This window comes from Vreelandella neptunia (genome assembly GCF_034479615.1).
Taxonomy (GTDB): domain Bacteria; phylum Pseudomonadota; class Gammaproteobacteria; order Pseudomonadales; family Halomonadaceae; genus Vreelandella; species Vreelandella neptunia.
The window spans coordinates 1158119-1174741 of the sequence record NZ_CP140255.1 but is presented as its reverse complement, the minus strand read 5'-3'; the positions used below and the strand labels follow the sequence as shown (position 1 = coordinate 1174741).

The 16623-nt window shown below is 53.7% G+C and carries 12 protein-coding genes and 2 tRNA genes; 3 read left to right on the top strand and 11 right to left on the bottom strand.

The features are described from left to right. Positions 1-122: 122 nt before the first annotated feature. From lpdA to sdhC, 7 genes are all read right to left on the bottom strand, one after another. The gene (lpdA, locus tag SR894_RS05385) at positions 123-1562 is read right to left on the bottom strand and encodes a dihydrolipoyl dehydrogenase (RefSeq protein WP_223287807.1); all 1440 of its coding nucleotides are present in this window, start codon (positions 1560-1562) and stop codon (positions 123-125) included. A gap of 135 nt (positions 1563-1697) precedes the next feature. Then, the gene (odhB, locus tag SR894_RS05380; protein WP_223287808.1) at positions 1698-3272 is read right to left on the bottom strand and encodes a 2-oxoglutarate dehydrogenase complex dihydrolipoyllysine-residue succinyltransferase; all 1575 of its coding nucleotides are present in this window, start codon (positions 3270-3272) and stop codon (positions 1698-1700) included. 38 nt (positions 3273-3310) lie between these two features. Then, positions 3311-6145: a 2-oxoglutarate dehydrogenase E1 component gene (locus SR894_RS05375; RefSeq protein ID WP_133731354.1), complete on the bottom strand. Its 2835-nt coding sequence runs from the start codon at positions 6143-6145 to the stop codon at positions 3311-3313. 388 nt (positions 6146-6533) lie between these two features. Further along, positions 6534-7244 carry a succinate dehydrogenase iron-sulfur subunit gene (locus tag SR894_RS05370; RefSeq protein ID WP_009287296.1) on the bottom strand — a complete coding sequence of 237 codons (711 nt, stop codon included), beginning with the start codon at positions 7242-7244 and terminating at the stop codon, positions 6534-6536. Positions 7245-7271: 27 nt separating this feature from the next. Continuing rightward, complete coding sequence (sdhA, locus tag SR894_RS05365) at positions 7272-9044, bottom strand: succinate dehydrogenase flavoprotein subunit (RefSeq protein ID WP_223287809.1); 1773 nt, start codon at positions 9042-9044, stop codon at positions 7272-7274. 4 nt (positions 9045-9048) lie between these two features. Beyond that, a complete protein-coding gene (gene sdhD, locus SR894_RS05360) occupies positions 9049-9396 on the bottom strand; it encodes a succinate dehydrogenase, hydrophobic membrane anchor protein (protein WP_035577578.1) in 348 nt (115 codons plus the stop codon). Continuing rightward, the gene (gene sdhC, locus SR894_RS05355; RefSeq protein ID WP_196518187.1) at positions 9390-9767 is read right to left on the bottom strand and encodes a succinate dehydrogenase, cytochrome b556 subunit; all 378 of its coding nucleotides are present in this window, start codon (positions 9765-9767) and stop codon (positions 9390-9392) included. The genes sdhD and sdhC overlap by 7 nt, the downstream gene beginning before the upstream one ends. 501 nt (positions 9768-10268) lie before the next feature. Between sdhC and gltA the strand changes: the two genes are divergently transcribed. Next, entirely contained in the window at positions 10269-11555 is a 1287-nt protein-coding gene (gene gltA, locus SR894_RS05350; RefSeq protein ID WP_133731118.1) for a citrate synthase, read from the top strand. Between the two features lie 616 nt (positions 11556-12171). Here gltA and SR894_RS05345 read toward each other — a convergent pair. The 3 genes from SR894_RS05345 to gltX all read right to left on the bottom strand — a co-directional run bounded on the left by SR894_RS05345 (position 12172) and on the right by gltX (position 14028). Next, positions 12172-12247: transfer RNA gene (locus tag SR894_RS05345), tRNA-Glu, on the bottom strand. Positions 12248-12346: 99 nt separating this feature from the next. Beyond that, a tRNA-Ala gene (locus SR894_RS05340) sits at positions 12347-12422 on the bottom strand. Between the two features lie 121 nt (positions 12423-12543). After that, positions 12544-14028: a glutamate--tRNA ligase gene (gene gltX / locus SR894_RS05335; protein ID WP_133731119.1), complete on the bottom strand. Its 1485-nt coding sequence runs from the start codon at positions 14026-14028 to the stop codon at positions 12544-12546. Positions 14029-14331: 303 nt separating this feature from the next. Between gltX and SR894_RS05330 the strand changes: the two genes are divergently transcribed. Then, positions 14332-14856 carry a helix-turn-helix domain-containing protein gene (locus SR894_RS05330; protein WP_208862662.1) on the top strand — a complete coding sequence of 175 codons (525 nt, stop codon included), beginning with the start codon at positions 14332-14334 and terminating at the stop codon, positions 14854-14856. A gap of 5 nt (positions 14857-14861) precedes the next feature. Here SR894_RS05330 and SR894_RS05325 read toward each other — a convergent pair whose 3' ends face one another. Next, positions 14862-15458, bottom strand: coding sequence for a hypothetical protein (locus SR894_RS05325; protein WP_133731121.1), 597 nt, complete (start codon positions 15456-15458; stop codon positions 14862-14864). A 221-nt stretch (positions 15459-15679) separates the two neighbouring features. Between SR894_RS05325 and SR894_RS05320 the strand changes: the two genes are divergently transcribed. Further along, complete coding sequence (locus SR894_RS05320; RefSeq protein ID WP_133731122.1) at positions 15680-16486, top strand: sulfite exporter TauE/SafE family protein; 807 nt, start codon at positions 15680-15682, stop codon at positions 16484-16486. The last annotated feature ends 137 nt before the right edge of the window (positions 16487-16623 follow it).

Sequence of the window (16623 nt, the reverse complement as noted above, 5' to 3'; positions counted from 1 at the left end):
CTTTTTTTAAGAACAGTCTTAAAAGAACTGGCCATCCCCGTTCTTTCGATCTTTGTGGATTAAGACAAAGCCGAAAGTTTGCGCCACCATTAAAAGGTGGCGCTTCGTTGTTACTTACTGAATTACTTACGCTTCTTACGATTGGCCATATGAATCGCGTGGCCTTCCACCGCAAGCGCTGCTTCGTGAACAGCTTCCGACATGGTCGGGTGCGCGTAGCAGGTCAACGCCAGATCTTCGGCGCTAGAGCCGAATTCCATGGCAATCACGCCTTGGGCAATCATCTCGCCAGCGTGTTGACCCACGATGTGCATACCGAGAATGCGGTCAGTTTCCGCATCGGCGATGATTTTGGCGCTGCCTTCGGTGGCGTTGTTCGCCATTGCACGGCCACTGGCCGCGAACGGGAAAGTACCGGTTTTGACTTCGATGCCTTTCGCTTTGGCGTCCTGCTCAGTCATACCGACCCATGCAACTTCCGGGTAGGTATAAATAACGCTAGGAATGGTGTCGTAGTTCATCTCTGCTTTATGGCCAGCGATGATATCCGCCACCATGATGCCTTCTTCAGACGCTTTGTGCGCCAGCATCGGACCGCGTACACAGTCACCGATGGCGTAAACGCCCGGGACGTTGGTACGGCACTGGTCGTCAACAAAGATGAAGCCACGCTCATCTAACTCGATGCTGACACCATCAGCGATGACACCTTTGGTGTAGGGGCGACGGCCGACACAAACGATAAGTTTGTCGAAGGTCATCTCTTGCTCACCATTTGAGTCGGTGTACTTAACGATAACCTCTTCACCGTTAGTTTCCGATCCGGTGACGCGAGCACCCAGTTTGATATCCAGGCCTTGCTTCTTGAGCAGTTTCTGCGTCTCTTTTGCGACGGTGGTATCCACCATCGGCAGGAAGGAGTCCATAGCTTCAAGTACGGTAACTTCAGAGCCCAGGCGATTCCAGACGCTACCCAGCTCAAGACCGATGATACCGGCACCGATCACGCCTAAACGCTTCGGTGTTTCGGTGAATTCCAGCGCGCCGGTAGAGTCGACAATCAGGCCTTCGGTCAGCGGGGTCGGAGGAATTTCCACCGGTACTGAGCCCGCAGCGATAACGATGTTGTCGGCATCATAGGTAGTGGTATTGCCGTCGTTGTCGGTGACTTCAACCTGCTTGCCGGAAACCACTTTACCGGTACCTTCGATGGCGGTAACGCCGTTGGCCTTGAACAGACCTGAAATGCCGCCGGTCAAGTTCTTAACGATCTTGTCCTTGCGCGCCATCATCTTGGTGACGTCCATGGATACGTCGCCAGCCTGAATGCCCATATCGTCGAAATCGTGCTTGGCTTCAACGAACTTGTGGGAGGCTTCAAGCAGTGCTTTAGACGGGATGCAGCCCACGTTCAAGCAGGTGCCACCGTGGACAACATTGCCCTCTTTACCAATCCATTTTTCAATACAGGCCGCTTTTAGGCCCATCTGTGCAGCACGAATGGCGGCAACGTAACCACCAGGGCCGGCACCGATAACGATCACATCAAACTTATCAGCCATGTTGGCTCCTTTAGCTTGCTGACCTCCCCCCGTTATTGACTAAAACCGGGCGGGAGGCTAAGTGCGATTGCAGATAAATCCTGGTTAAGCAGTAGCGTACTGAATCACTATTTCAATAAATACGACGCTTATGCTTTAGACATCCAGCAGCAGACGAGCCGGGTCTTCCAGCAACTCTTTGAGAGTAACCAAGAATTGAACGGCGTCTTTGCCGTCGATCATGCGGTGGTCATATGAGAGTGCCAGATACATCATCGGACGAATCTCGACCTTGCCGTTGACTGCCATCGGACGATCCTGGATTTTGTGCATGCCCAGAATAGCGGTTTGCGGCGGATTGATGATCGGGGTCGACATCAACGAACCGAAGGTGCCGCCATTGGTGATGGTAAAGGTGCCGCCGATCATGTCGTCCATGCCCAACTTACCGTCACGACCACGCTTACCGAAATCGACAATCTTACGCTCGACGTCAGCAATTTTCATGCTGTCGGTGTCACGCAGTACCGGCACGACCAAACCACGGTCGGTGGAGACCGCTACGCCGATATCCTGGTAACCGTGATAAACGATGTCGGTGCCGTCGATAGAGGCGTTAACGTCCGGGAATCGCTTGAGCGCTTCTGACGCCGCTTTTACAAAGAAGCCCATAAAGCCCAGCTTGATATCGTGAGCTTTTAAGAAAGTCTCTTTGTACTGCGCACGTAGGGCCATGATCTCAGTCATGTCCACTTCGTTGTAAGTGGTCAGCATCGCCGCGGTTTGCTGCGCCTGAACCAAGCGCTTGGCGATGGTCTGACGCAGACGACTCATAGGTACGCGCTTCTCGATGCGCTCACCCTCGGCAGCCGGTGCAGCGGCGGCTTTCGCCGGTGCGGCCGATTTCGCAGCTTTCTTGGCGGAACCGTCTTTTACCGCTTTTTGCACGTCTTCTTTCAATATGCGGCCACCTTTGCCGGTGCCATTAATCTTGGCAACGTCCAGGTCGTGCTCGGCAACCATTTTACGTGCGGCTGGGGCGAGGATTTTGTCACCGACTTTTTCATCGGGGCCATCGTCATCGCTGCTGTCTGATTTCGCGGACGCTGAATCGCCACCGCTCTCGCTACCGCTGTCACCACCGGCACCTTCGGTGAAAGTCGCGAGAATCGCTTCGGATTCAACCTGGCTTCCCTCTTCGGCTTTAATTTCAGCCAGGGCACCATCGGCCGGAGCGACCACTTCCAGCACAACCTTATCGGTTTCGATGTCGGCCAGCACGTCATCGCGCTTCACCGCTTCGCCGACTTTTTTGTGCCAGGTCGCTACCGTGCCTTCCTGGATCGACTCAGGGAAGCTGGGGGCTTTTACGTCGTGTTGCTTGCCGCCACCGCTGGCTTTTTTCTCTTCTTTCTTACCTTCAGATTTCTCTTCAGATTTTTCAGCGCTGTCATCGCCAGAAGATTTCTCTTCTTTTTGGCTGCCAGACGCGCTGCCTTCGCCGATTTTGCCCAGCACCTGTTCTGACTCAACGGTATCGCCCTCTTCGGCCATTACGTCGGTCAGGGTACCCGCTTCCGGTGCGACGACTTCCAGCACCACTTTGTCGGTTTCGATCTCAACAATCAGCTCGTCACGCTCAACGCTGTCACCCGGCTTTTTATGCCACGCCGCCACTGTGCCTTCGGCAACGGATTCCGGAAAGGTTGGCGCTTTGATCTCAGTAGCCATGTCGTTTCCCTTATATGTTCTCTAAATCCGGTGGTCGCTTATAAATTAAAAGCGTCTTCCACCAGCTGGCGCTGCTGTTCAGTGTGGACGGACATATAGCCAGCTGCCGGAGCAGCAGAGGCAGGACGTCCTGCAAATTTCAACTCGCGGCCAAGGCCATCTTTCAGCATATCGGCCACTGCACGCATATTGTGCTGACTGGAGTACCAAGCGCCCTGATTAAGCGGCTCTTCCTGGCACCACACAATGTCCTCTATGTTGGTATAGTCTTGCAGCGCTTCCAGTAGCTCTTCTTTCGGGAAGGGGTATAGCTGCTCAATACGCACAACTGCCGTGTCATGACGCTCATTCTCAGCGCGCCAAGCGGCTAAGTCGTAGTAGACCTTGCCAGCACATAGCACAACGCGTGTGACCTTCTCCGGCGCCAGATCTGCCTGGTCGGCGAGCACCATGTGGAACTTGCCGTGGGCCAGATCTTCAAGGCTCGAAATCGCTTCTTTATGACGCAGCAGCGATTTAGGTGTCATCACCACTAGCGGCTTACGCAGCGGACGAATCACCTGACGACGCAGTAGATGATAAATCTGCGCAGGCGTAGTGGGGACGCAGACCTGCATGTTGTGCTCGGCACACATTTGCAGGAAGCGCTCCAGGCGTGCCGAAGAGTGCTCAGGGCCCTGGCCTTCGTAGCCGTGTGGCAACAGCATGGTTAAACCACACACCCGACCCCACTTCGTTTCGCCCGACGAGATGAACTGATCCACGACCACCTGGGCGCCGTTGAAGAAGTCACCAAACTGAGCTTCCCAGATCACCAAGTCATTCGGCGCAGTGGTTGAGTAGCCGTACTCAAACGCCAGCACCGCTTCTTCGGAAAGGAAGGAGTCATGAATGGTGAAACGCGGCTGACCATCGGCCATGTTCTGCAGCGGAACATAAGTGGTGCCATCTTTCTGGTTATGCACCACCGCATGGCGGTGGGAGAAAGTACCGCGGCCCACGTCTTGCCCGGTAATCCGAATCGGATGGCCTTGATCGAGCAGGGTGGCGTAGGCAAGCGTTTCCGCAAAGCCCCAGTTAAGCGCCAGACCGCCAGCCTGCATTTTACGGCGATCTTCATAAATCTTGGCTACTTGGCGCTGAACGTCGACGCCATCCGGCACCTCGCACATGCGGGCCGCTAACTGCTGCAGACGCTTCATATCAAACGTCGTGTCGGCATCACCAGACCATTCGTGGCCCAGGTAAGGCGCCCAGTCAACGAACAGCGAAGCGTTAGGCTCTTGCACCAATGCATTGGCAACGTGGTTGCCTGCCACTAGATCATCACGATAGGTTTCAACCATCGCTTTGGCGGACTCTTCAGAGAGCACGCCCTGTTCAACCAAGCGCTTGGCATACAGCGAGCGCGCAGAGGGGTGATCTTTGATCTTGGCATACATCATCGGCTGCGTGCCTGACGGCTCGTCAGCTTCGTTGTGGCCACGGCGACGGTAGCAGACCAGATCGATCACCACGTCTTTCTTAAACTGCTGACGGTAATCAAGAGCTACTTGGGTGGCGTGCAGCACTGCGTCCGGGTCATCGCCATTGACATGAAAAATAGGCGCTTGAACCATCTTGGCAATATCAGTGCAGTATTCGGTAGAGCGAGCATCCAATGGATGCGAGGTGGTGAAGCCCACTTGGTTGTTAATCACAATGTGGACGGTGCCACCGGTTTTATAAGCACGGGTTTGGGACATCTGGAATGTCTCCATCACCACGCCTTGACCGGCAAACGCTGCATCGCCGTGGACGTTGATCGGCAGCACTTTGCTGCCCTCTTCGTCGTTACGACGATCTTGGCGGGCACGCACCGAGCCCTCTACGACAGGTGCGACAATTTCCAGGTGCGACGGGTTAAACGACATCGCCAAATGGACTTCGCCGCCTGGGGACATGACGTTCGAACTGAAACCCTGGTGGTATTTCACATCACCTGAGCCGCGCTCGATGACTTTCTTGCCGTCGAACTCATCAATCAAGTCAGCTGGGTTTTTTCCCAAAATATTGACCAACAGGTTGAGTCGGCCACGGTGCGCCATGCCAATGACGACTTCCTTGGTGCCATAACCACCGGCACGCTGGATAAGTTCGTCCATCATCGGCACAAACGATTCGCCGCCTTCAAGACCAAAACGTTTGGTACCTGGATACTTGGATGCCAGGTAATTCTCCAAACCTTCGGCGGCCGTCAAGCGCTCCAGCACGTGCTTGCGCACGTCGGCACTGAAATCAGGCGCACTGCGTACCGACTCAAAACGCCGCTGTAACCAGCGTTTCTCTTCCGTATCGACGATATGCATGATTTCGCAGCCGATGGAGCGGCAGTAAGTACGCTCCAACGCATCCACGATGTCACGCAGTGGCGCTTTGTCGATACCTAAAAAGAAAGAACCGGTTTGGAACTCGGTGTCCAGGTCAGCTTTGGAAAGCTGATGAAAGGACAGATCGAGATCGGGGACGGGGGTGGGATTACGCAGTCCTAGCGGGTCGATATTGGCCTTTTGATGGCCACGGAAGCGGTAAGCGTTAATCAGCTGCAGGACTTTTACCTGCTTTTTGTTTTCACCGCTATCGGCAGCGGCGACTACCCGGCCCGGGCGACTTTCGCGCCCCAACTGGTAGAACTGATCACGCACGGGGCTAAGTGGAACATCGTGGGAGGCACTGCCCTCGGGACGCGGCAACTGGTCAAAATAGCTGCGCCATTCGTCAGGGACAGACTCAGGATCGGCGAGGTACTGCTCGTAAAGCGCTTCCACGTAGTGAACATTGCCGCCACTAACGTGAGAGGAACGCCACATCAACTCCATTATGCCTTGTTGCATCTCTCGGTCACCCTGCACTGATGGGGTGGTATCGGTATCGTCGCAAACATGCGGCGACATCGCTATTGCCCTGCCGGCGGGGCGGGACATTTGCCGGCGGCGCCGGCCAACGGCCGGAAACCCTGTTCGTCTAGCTATTCTTCATCTAACGCTTGATGTTACATCTAGCGGTCATACTGTGTTTCTAGCGGTCATTCAGTGTTTCGTCTTCAGTTCATGCTCGAAAGCCGGTACCTCAGGCACCGGCTTTCAAACTTGTCTGATCAGCAGTGCGACGTGACGCCGCACCGCGTGACAAACCCTATGATAACAAGCGAAGCGTCATGATTTAAGTGGCATTATCACCCAACTTAAGTGGCAGACGCTTTTTTACTCAGATGTCATAGGCTTAGGTAGCATCAGCGAGTAACATTTCGCGAATTTTACCAATCGCCCGAGTAGGGTTAAGGCCTTTTGGGCAAACCGCTACACAGTTCATGATGCCACGGCAACGGAATACCGAGAACGGGTCTTCCAGGTTGCTCAACCGCTCGCTGGTAGCCGTGTCACGTGAATCGGCCAGGAAGCGGTAAGATTGTAGCAAACCGGCTGGTCCAACGAACTTCTCTGGGTTCCACCAGAACGACGGGCAAGATGTTGAACAGCATGCGCATAGAATACACTCATACAAGCCATCTAGCTTGTCGCGTTCTTCTGGCGACTGCAGGCGTTCAATGGCCGGCGCAGGCGTGTCGTTCTGCAGGTACGGCTGAATACGCTCGTACTGTTTATAGAACAGCCCCATATCCACGACCATATCGCGAATAACCGGCAGGCCTGGCAGCGGACGCAGTGTCAGCTTGTTGTTTTTCACAACGTCTGACAGCGGCGTGATACACGCCAAGCCGTTTTTGCCGTTCATGTTCATGCCGTCAGAACCGCAGACACCTTCACGGCAACTGCGTCGAAACGCCAAACCGCTGTCTTGCTCCTTCATCATATGAAGAACATCCAGCACCATCACATCGCGGCCTTTGGTATCGACCTGAAACTCCTGCATGTAAGGTGCGGAGTCGGTTTCCGGATTGTAGCGGTATACGGATACCTGAAGATTGGACATAGTGACTCCCTCTCGTCTATGCGGCGTTTAGTAGGTACGAACCTTAGGCTCGAACGTATCAACAGTTTTCGGCTTGAAGTTAACGTCGCGTTTTTTCAGCTCTTTCGTCGCCGGGAAGAAGAGCGAGTGCTTCAGCCAGTTGACGTCATCACGGTCTGGATAGTCGTAGCGCGAGTGGGCGCCGCGGCTCTCTTTACGCTCAAGGGCAGCGATCGCCGTCGCTTCTGCCACTTCCATCAAGTTATCCAGTTCCAGTGCTTCTACACGGGCAGTGTTGAAGGCGTTGGACTTGTCAGGTAGGTGGGCATTGGCGATGCGCTCGCGCAGTAGCGCTAGCTTGTCGACGCCTTCCAGCATGTTTTTCTCTTCGCGGAATACGCCGAAAGAGGTCTGCATGATTTCCTGAAGCTCTGCTTTCAGCTCAGGAATGCTTTCGCCACCTTCAGACTCGTTCCAGCGCGTGATCCGCTTCATGGCCGACTCAATGTCAGACTCGGAAGCGTCCAGATACTCAATACCTTCGTTCAGCGCGCCTTCGATAAACATACCCGCGGCACGACCAAAGACCACCAGATCCAGCAGTGAGTTACCGCCCAAGCGGTTGGCACCGTGAACCGATACACACGCTGCTTCACCACAGGCAAACAGGCCGTTAACGATATGATCCTTACCGTTTTCGTCCATGGTAATAGCCTGACCATGAATATTGGTCGGAATACCGCCCATCATGTAGTGGCAAGTCGGTACAACCGGGATCGGATCTTTCGCCGGGTCGATATGAGCGAAGGTCTTAGAAAGCTCAACAATACCCGGTAGGCGCTTGCCAAGAACTTCTTCGCCCAGGTGATCAAGCTTCAGGAAGACGTGGTCGCCCTTCTCGCCGCAGCCGCGACCTTCCAGAATTTCCATGACCATCGAGCGGGCGACAACGTCGCGGCCCGCCAAGTCTTTGGCGTTCGGCGCGTAGCGTTCCATGAAGCGCTCGCCGTCTTTATTGATCAGGTAGCCACCCTCACCGCGGCAGCCTTCTGTGACCAGCGTGCCCGCGCCGTAAATACCGGTCGGGTGGAACTGCCACATTTCCATGTCCTGCATCGGGAAGCCCGCACGCAGTGCCATACCAATACCGTCACCGGTGTTGATCAACGCATTGGTGGTCGAAGCGTAAATACGACCAGCACCACCAGTGGCTAATACCGTGGCCTTGGACTTAACGTGAACCACTTCGCCCGTCTCGATGCACATGGCAATACAGCCGACCACATCACCGCTGGCGTTTTTGACCAAATCCACCGCGTACCACTCGTTGAGGAACACGGTGTTGTTCTTCAGGTTGTTCTGGTAGAGCGTATGCAGCAGCGCATGCCCGGTACGGTCAGCCGCTGCACAGGTACGCGCCGCCTGGCCGCCTTCACCAAAGTTCTTCGACTGGCCACCGAACGGGCGCTGATAAATGCGGCCGTTATCTAAACGCGAGAACGGCAGCCCCATGTGCTCAAGCTCAAATACCGCTTTCGGACCTTCGGAACACATATATTCAGCCGCGTCCTGGTCAGCGATATAATCGCCACCTTTAACGGTGTCGTACATGTGCCAGCGCCAATCGTCGTTGGGATCATCAGACGCGATAGCGCAGGTGATACCACCCTGGGCAGAAACGGTGTGAGAGCGGGTCGGGAAAACTTTCGATAACACGGCCGTCTTTTTACCGGACTTCGCCAGTTCCAGAGCGGCTCGCAGGCCAGAGCCACCGCCACCAATGATAATGGCGTCAAACGTCAGGCTACGCAGATTAGACATGTAATCAAGCTCCCCACAAAATTTGAATGCCCCACACCAAGTACACGAAAATGCCCAGAATGATGACAGCTTGGGCACCCACGCGCAGGCGAGTGGACTTGAGATAGTCGGTGGTAACGGTCCACAGACCGATCCAGGCGTGTGCCGCTATGGCGACGAAAGCCAGTAGCGAGAAAATCCGCATCCACGTCTGGCTGAATAGGCCGCTCCACGCGTAGTAGTCGAGGTTCGGATTAAACAGCAGGAAGGCAACGATAAAGACCGTGTAGAGGGCCAAAATAACAGCAGAAACGCGCTGCATCAGCCAGTCAGAAAGCCCACTACGGCCAAAACTTGTAATGTTGGTTACCATACCCAAACTCCTGCCAGAATAATCAGAACGGCGCTGACCACGACGGTGATCTGCGCTTTTTTAACGCCACCCTCAAGGGTTACACCAATGTCGGCATCCATCAGCAGGTGTTTGATACCTGCGACAAAGTGAAATGCCAGTGCGGATAACAGCCCCCAAGCAATCAATTTAGCCAAAAAATTATTGGCCAGAGCATCGCTAACGGCGTCGAAACCCGCCGGAGATGACAAGGATTTACCCAGCGCCCAAAAAGCGAAAATCAAGCCAACGAACAGGATGACACCAGTGATACGGTGTGTGATCGACGTCAGCGCCGGCAGTGGGAAATGTATCGTAGTAAGGTCTAGGTTTACGGGTCGTTTGCTATTCACGGCTTTGTACACACTCTCTTGGCCCGCTCTGCGACAGGTCGGGCATGGCCCGAGCGGGCGGTGGTTGCTGGAAGGGGCTCGGCCGTTGCCAAGTCGGGCACGACCACCTACCTGCCGGTCGCGCGCCGTGGATTATAAGAACCTTCGCCCTCGCTTACAAACCGAACTCAGGGCTAACTCGACTATGGTGCAAGAAAATTGTCTTCATCCTGTGTCGATTTTGCGCTGCAGCATGGTTATAGTGACAGTAGATTAGCAATTTGATAAGCCTGTTAACATATCATATTAGCCTATCGTCAATCTTCTGACGCTTCGCCATAATCTAGGCTTTTTCATCATATACAAAAATTATCCACAACAACAATATTTGTACAACCTGTAGCTAGCGCTTAGGCTAATTGACAAAATGTCGCACGCTTCTATAGTGGGCAAGCCTTTTCGCCGGCGCGGTATGCGCAGCAATGACTTTACGTCCCAACCCGAATTCGAAAGGAGGCCAGCATGGCTGACAGGAAAGCGACATTGACGGTAGGCGGTCTGGATAAACCGATCGATCTACCCATGTATTCCGGCACACTTGGCCCCGACGTCATCGACGTACGCGGTTTAGGCGCGGAAGGCCTGTTCACCTACGACCCCGGCTTTATGGCCACCTCTTCCTGCCAGTCTGCCATCACTTATATTGATGGTGGCAAGGGCGTACTGCTTCATCGCGGCTACCCCATCGACCAACTGGCCAAAGAGTCTAATTTCGTCGAGGTGTGCTACACCTTGCTATTTGGTGAGCTGCCCAACGACGAGCAGTACGCAGATTTTGAATCGCGCATTCGTAACCACACCATGGTTCACGATCAAATCAATAACTTCTTTAAAGGGTTCCGCCGCGATGCGCACCCGATGTCTATCTTGTGCGGCGTAGTAGGCGGCTTAGCGGCTTTCTACCATGACCACATGGACATTACTCAAGAAGAAGATCGTGTCATTAGCGCGATTCGCCTGATTGCCAAAATGCCTACGCTGGCGGCCATGTCCCACAAATATAATGTGGGCCAGCCGTTTAACTATCCGCGTAACGATCTGAGCTATGCAGAGAACTTCCTCTACATGATGTTCAGTAACCCTTGCGAAGAGTACAAAATCAACCCGGTATACGCGAAAGCCATGGATCGCATCTTTATGTTGCATGCGGATCATGAGCAGAACGCCTCTACCTCAACTGTACGCCTAGCAGGCTCCACGGGCGCCAACCCATTCGCTTGTATTAGCGCAGGTATCGCGGCACTTTGGGGCCCCGCTCACGGCGGCGCAAACGAAGCCGTGCTGGCCATGCTTGACGAAATCGGTGAAGACTCCGAAGAGAACATCCAGCGCTTTGTTGATAAAGCCAAGGATAAGGACGACCCGTTCAAGCTGATGGGCTTTGGTCACCGCGTTTATCGCAACTTTGACCCGCGCGCCAAGGTAATGAAAGAGACCTGCGACGAAGTTCTTGCAGAGCTTGGCATGGCCGACGACCCGCAGCTCAAAATCGCTAAGCGTCTTGAGCAAATCGCCCTTGAAGACGAGTACTTCATTGAGCGTAAGCTGTACCCCAACGTGGATTTCTACTCAGGCATCATTTTGAAAGCCATGGGTATCCCAACCAATATGTTCACCGTGATCTTCGCAGTATCGCGCACTATTGGCTGGATCTCTCATTGGCACGAAATGCTCAGCGAAAGTTACAAAATTGGTCGCCCGCGTCAGCTCTATATTGGCCACGACCAGCGGGACTACCCAAAAAAATAAATCATCCCCGTTTGATAGTAAGATCAAAGGCCACCTTCGGGTGGCCTTTTGCGTATGGGCTGATTAACCTGGCTCATAGACCAGCAACGTGCCACCACACGCGCTCACGACCAATCACTAACTACCGATGCCATGAGCAAGCTCTCCCCTTAGAGGCTACCCCTTGCCCTTTCTTAGCTTAGGCCACGGCGATAGTCAGATGCACCAGTGAAGGACTTCAAAAACGCCTAATTCGACCCTATTATCGCTTGACTTTTTTGCTTCTGGATCTTGCCAAGGGTTTTCCACACTATCTGTGGATAACCCTGTTCACAACCACTTCAAAACGTCCCGAAATCGCCATGGGCAGTGGGCCAGCCTTAAATTGGTTATTTTTTAACCTGCCATAAGTCATTGTTTTTGAACAGTTTAAGTTCTGTTGAAGATTTTTTGCGTCAACAACAAGGGGTTGTGCACAACCTTTAAACCAGAATCGCAAAAGTGGACAAGTCAAGCACAAAATCGTCCAAAAATTGACGATTTGTAGCTTTTTCGTGAACGACAGGAATACAAAAAGCCAGCAGATGAGAGGACTCATTGCCAGAGAAATAAACGATTAGGAAGGGTACTGAAGCAGTGGCGTCCCATAGGGGGTTCGAACCCCTGTTACCGCCGTGAAAGGGCGGTGTCCTAGACCACTAGACGAATGGGACGTATAACACTAACTATAAATCGCTTTGAAGCAATATGACGCTTAAAGCATGACTTCTTGAGCGGCTATCCACACGCTACGTTTAAATAGCTATATGAATTGGTGGAGCCTAGCGGGATCGAACCGCTGACCTCAACACTGCCAGTGTTGCGCTCTCCCAGCTGAGCTAAGGCCCCACATGTCGCGAAGACGGAGCGTATAATACTGATTCCCCAGGCCTTCGTCAACTAGTAAAACGCCAATTCCTTACGGTTAAGAAATTGGCGCTAACGCTAGATCAAGCGCGGTTAAGCGATCTCACGAAACTATTTCCCGGTACTCCTTTTCAAAGCGCTTCGCCTGTTTTTTCGAGACGCCGCCTAAAACCTCTATCGCACTACGCAGCCGCGCCCGGGTAACGTCAGAGCCAAGAATTGCCATAGCGTCCATCACAGAGGTACTGGAGGTGCTGCCGGTAATAGCAATAAACACCGGGGCAAGGAAAGCCTTCATTTTCAAATCAAAATACTCAGCCAGTATCTTCACTTCGCTCAGCAGCGCCTCTTTGTGCCAAGCCGAAACGCCCTCGAACCGCCAAACAAGGAACTGGAGCAGTTTAACCAGCTCCTCTTCCTCGAGCTTCACGCTATCAAACGACTCTTTTGTTAGCGCCGGAAGGCCTGAGAAGAAGTGCCCTGCCAAGGGCATTACCTGGGAGAGCGTCTCTACCCGTGGCCGAACCTGCGGCAGGATCTGCTTAACATAGGCTTCATTGAAGGCCCAGTCGCGAAGGGCGCTCAACAGGGCATCGTCGTCCAGATCTTCACGGATATAAACACCGTTCAGCCAGGTCAGTTTTTCCAGGTCAAACACCGGGCCACCTAACGAGACACGTTGAACGTCGAACTCTGCCATCATCTCTTGCAGGCTGAATTTTTCGCGTTCATCAGGCATCGACCATCCCATCCGCCCCAAATAGTTGGTAACGGCCTGGGGTAAAAAGCCCATCCGGCGGTAGTAATTGATGGAGGTCGGGTTCTTGCGCTTCGAGAGCTTGGATTTATCCGGGTTGCGCAGCAGCGGCATGTGACAAAGTTGCGGCATTTCCCAACCAAAATACTCATACAGCAATTGATGCTTTGGTGCGGAGTTAATCCACTCCTCCCCACGCAATACATGGGTGATCGCCATTAGATGATCGTCGACCACATTGGCGAGGTGGTAAGTGGGCATGCCGTCTGACTTAAGCAGAATTTGCGCGTCCACCTGCGCCCACTCCACTTCAATCGTACTGCGCAGCATATCATTGACCACACAAACGCCTTCGGCGGGCACGTTCATACGCACCACGAAAGGCCACCCTTCCTGTTCACGTCGTGCTTGCTCCTGGCTCTCCAATGCCAAGTCGGCAGGCTTCAATGCCAGTTGCAAGCCCGCGGCTTTGCGGGTTTCACGCAACTCATCAAGCTCTTCACTGGTGCGGTAACACTTAAATGCATGCCCGGCATCCAACAACTGCTGGGCGTATTGAGCATATATATCGCCACGCTCGCTTTGCCGATAAGGGCCGTGGGGGCCGCCAACGTCCGGGCCTTCATCCCACTCAAGACCCAGCCAGCGCAGTGAATCAAGAATCATCTGTTCCGATTCAGGTGTAGAACGCACCCGATCCGTGTCTTCAATACGCAGTATAAATTGGCCACCATGCTGACGCGCAAAACAGAGGTTAAAAAGCGCGATGTAGGCCGTACCAACGTGGGGGTCTCCAGTGGGAGAAGGTGCGATGCGAGTACGTACGGTCATGAAAACGTCCTATTGGCAAAAATGCATGGCGATATTATACGCACCTTAGGCGCAACCAACAGCGTTGCCCAGGGAACGACTAGCGCAAGAAAGCGTCAGAGAAATTAACTCAACGTTATTTGTCCACTAATGCGCGCTAAAGCACAATCGCTTAGTATGGCTCTGCAGCAACACCTTGGGTGCATACCCCAAGCTTGAGACAGACCAATAACGTATGTTCTTAGCGCCACTATCTATATTAGATGAAATTATTGTAGTGGCAGTCATTCAACGAGCTTGTTAGCTCATCATCAGGAAGACGAAATGGAATCGCTAGGCTCACGTATCAAGCAACTGCGGCTTAGGGCCAAGCTCAACAAAGCTGCCCTCGCACGCAAAGTTGGCGTGTCAGATGTCACCATTTCTTATTGGGAATCTGGGGCGATCAAACAGATCGGTCACGAACGCCTCGTTGCGCTCGCTGATGCACTCGACTGCTCCCTGGCAACTCTATTGGAAGGTGATAGCGCCCCCGAGCTATTAACGTTGACCCATACTGGCCCCCTCCCCTGGGAACAGGTGCAGGCAACGACCATTAAAGTGCCCAGTCATCTCCCGCTGAACATCGACTGGAAAGCACCGTGCGTGATGGCAACACCCGGCCAAGGTACAGATTTTTCACCCGTTAATGCTGGTGATCTTCTGCTGCTTGGGCCAACCCATGTGTTTCACAAAGCGGGCCACTATGTAGTGCAACGCGACGATCGTTTCGTCATTGAGCACTTCGCCAAAGCCCTAAGCGACACATCGATCCATGCAGTACTGTTAGCCCATTGGCATCCTGCCTAAAGCGTCTATCTCCCCGGACTCTCTAGCACTTCCACCTGGTCACGCGTTTGCCTTGGCTCACTCCCCACCAAGAAGCGCCGTGAGTAGGTGGCCACTTGGCCCAGCCCATGGCGGGATTGATTTACCAGCTCTCCCGCCAGGTGCTGGCCCTCTTGGCCAATACGCGCCTGAACGGCTTCCGGCTGCACACTGCCTTCGGAAACCTCAACCTGCACTATATAGCCACCATCGGGTAAGCCACTGCCAGGCCCAAATGGCCCTGCTGCGAATTCCCCATCCCCTATACGTGTCCGCTCACGCCAACGGACGCTGCTGATCTCGCGCTCGACAATAATTTGCACCAGCGTCTCATCAGGCAAGTTGCTTTCACCTTCCACCATTAACCGTCGATCGCTGCGCAGCGATACATGCGCCGTTATCTCGACGACAAGAGGCGCCACTTCTTCTGCCGCAGCCACGTCTATCTCAGCAGCTGTGGACTCAGGAGTTGATGTTTGCTCAGTTGTTGATACCGGCTCACTCGGCTTGTCTGTTTCGCTACAGCCTGCAAATAGCGCAACGGATATCATCAACACACCAACACTGCTTAATACATTGCGCATATGCACTCCAAAATATTGCCCCGGAGCCTTTCAGGCTTGACCGATCGTCGCGAAAAGCACACGAATTTTCAGTAGATCAGCGTTCCGCCTGTCAGGCTCCTAGCAGCTTACCACTGCATAGCTGCTACCACAGTGGAATACTTGTATTGGCCCCGCTACAGGCACCGCTTCAGGTACAATATGCTTATCATGCTAACAAGACACTTTTAGGAGCAGCGGCTTTGGACATCATTTGGTGGTTGGCCTATGTAGCACTGGGCGGTTTTGTAGGTTTGATGGCAGGTTTATTGGGGATTGGCGGTGGCGGCATTATGGTGCCGATTCTCACCTCCCTTTTTGTACTCCAAGGCGTGCCCCACGAACACCTTGCCCACTTGGCCTTAGGCACCGCCATGGCGGCCATCATTCCTGCCTCTACTGCTAGTTTGTTCTCCCACCACCGGCACGGTGCCGTTCGCTGGGACATCGTGCGCTTTATCACCCCCGGCATATTAATCGGCACTTTTTTGGCGACCTTTATCGCTGCATTGCTCCCTACCCGCGGCCTAGCCATCTTTTTCGCCTGCTTTATGGTGTTAATGTCGCTCCAGATGCTGGCAAACATTAAGCCCAAACCGAGCCGCAGCCTACCTGGCCCTCTCGGCGTAAGCGGTGTGGGCCTGGGCATCGGCGGCATTTCAGCACTCGTCGCCATTGGCGGTGGCTCACTCACAGTGCCTTTCCTCACCTGGTGCAACGTCAAGCTACCCCGCGCAATTGGCACCTCCGCAGCCGTAGGGCTCCCTATCGCGATTGCCGGGGCACTGGGTTACATCATTAATGGTTGGAGTACAGCTGGGCTGCCGAGTGCGGCGCTCGGCTATGTTTACCTGCCCGCGCTACTGCTAATGGCTCCCTTCAGTATTCTTACCGCCCCTATCGGAGCAAGGTTAGCGCATAGACTACCCGTCAATCTCCTCAAACGAGTATTCGCTTTTATGCTGATGGGGCTGGCACTGCAGATGGTGTATGCGGTGTTTACGGCTTAAACACAGGCTTCAGCGTATGGCCCTTTCTGAGAATGCTAAAATGGGCAGTATATGAGAAACTGCCGTCCTTTTTACGGCGCTTGCGAACCGTTGCCATACTTGCCTCTCAGATGTACAAATCGAAAGCGGCTCAAGTA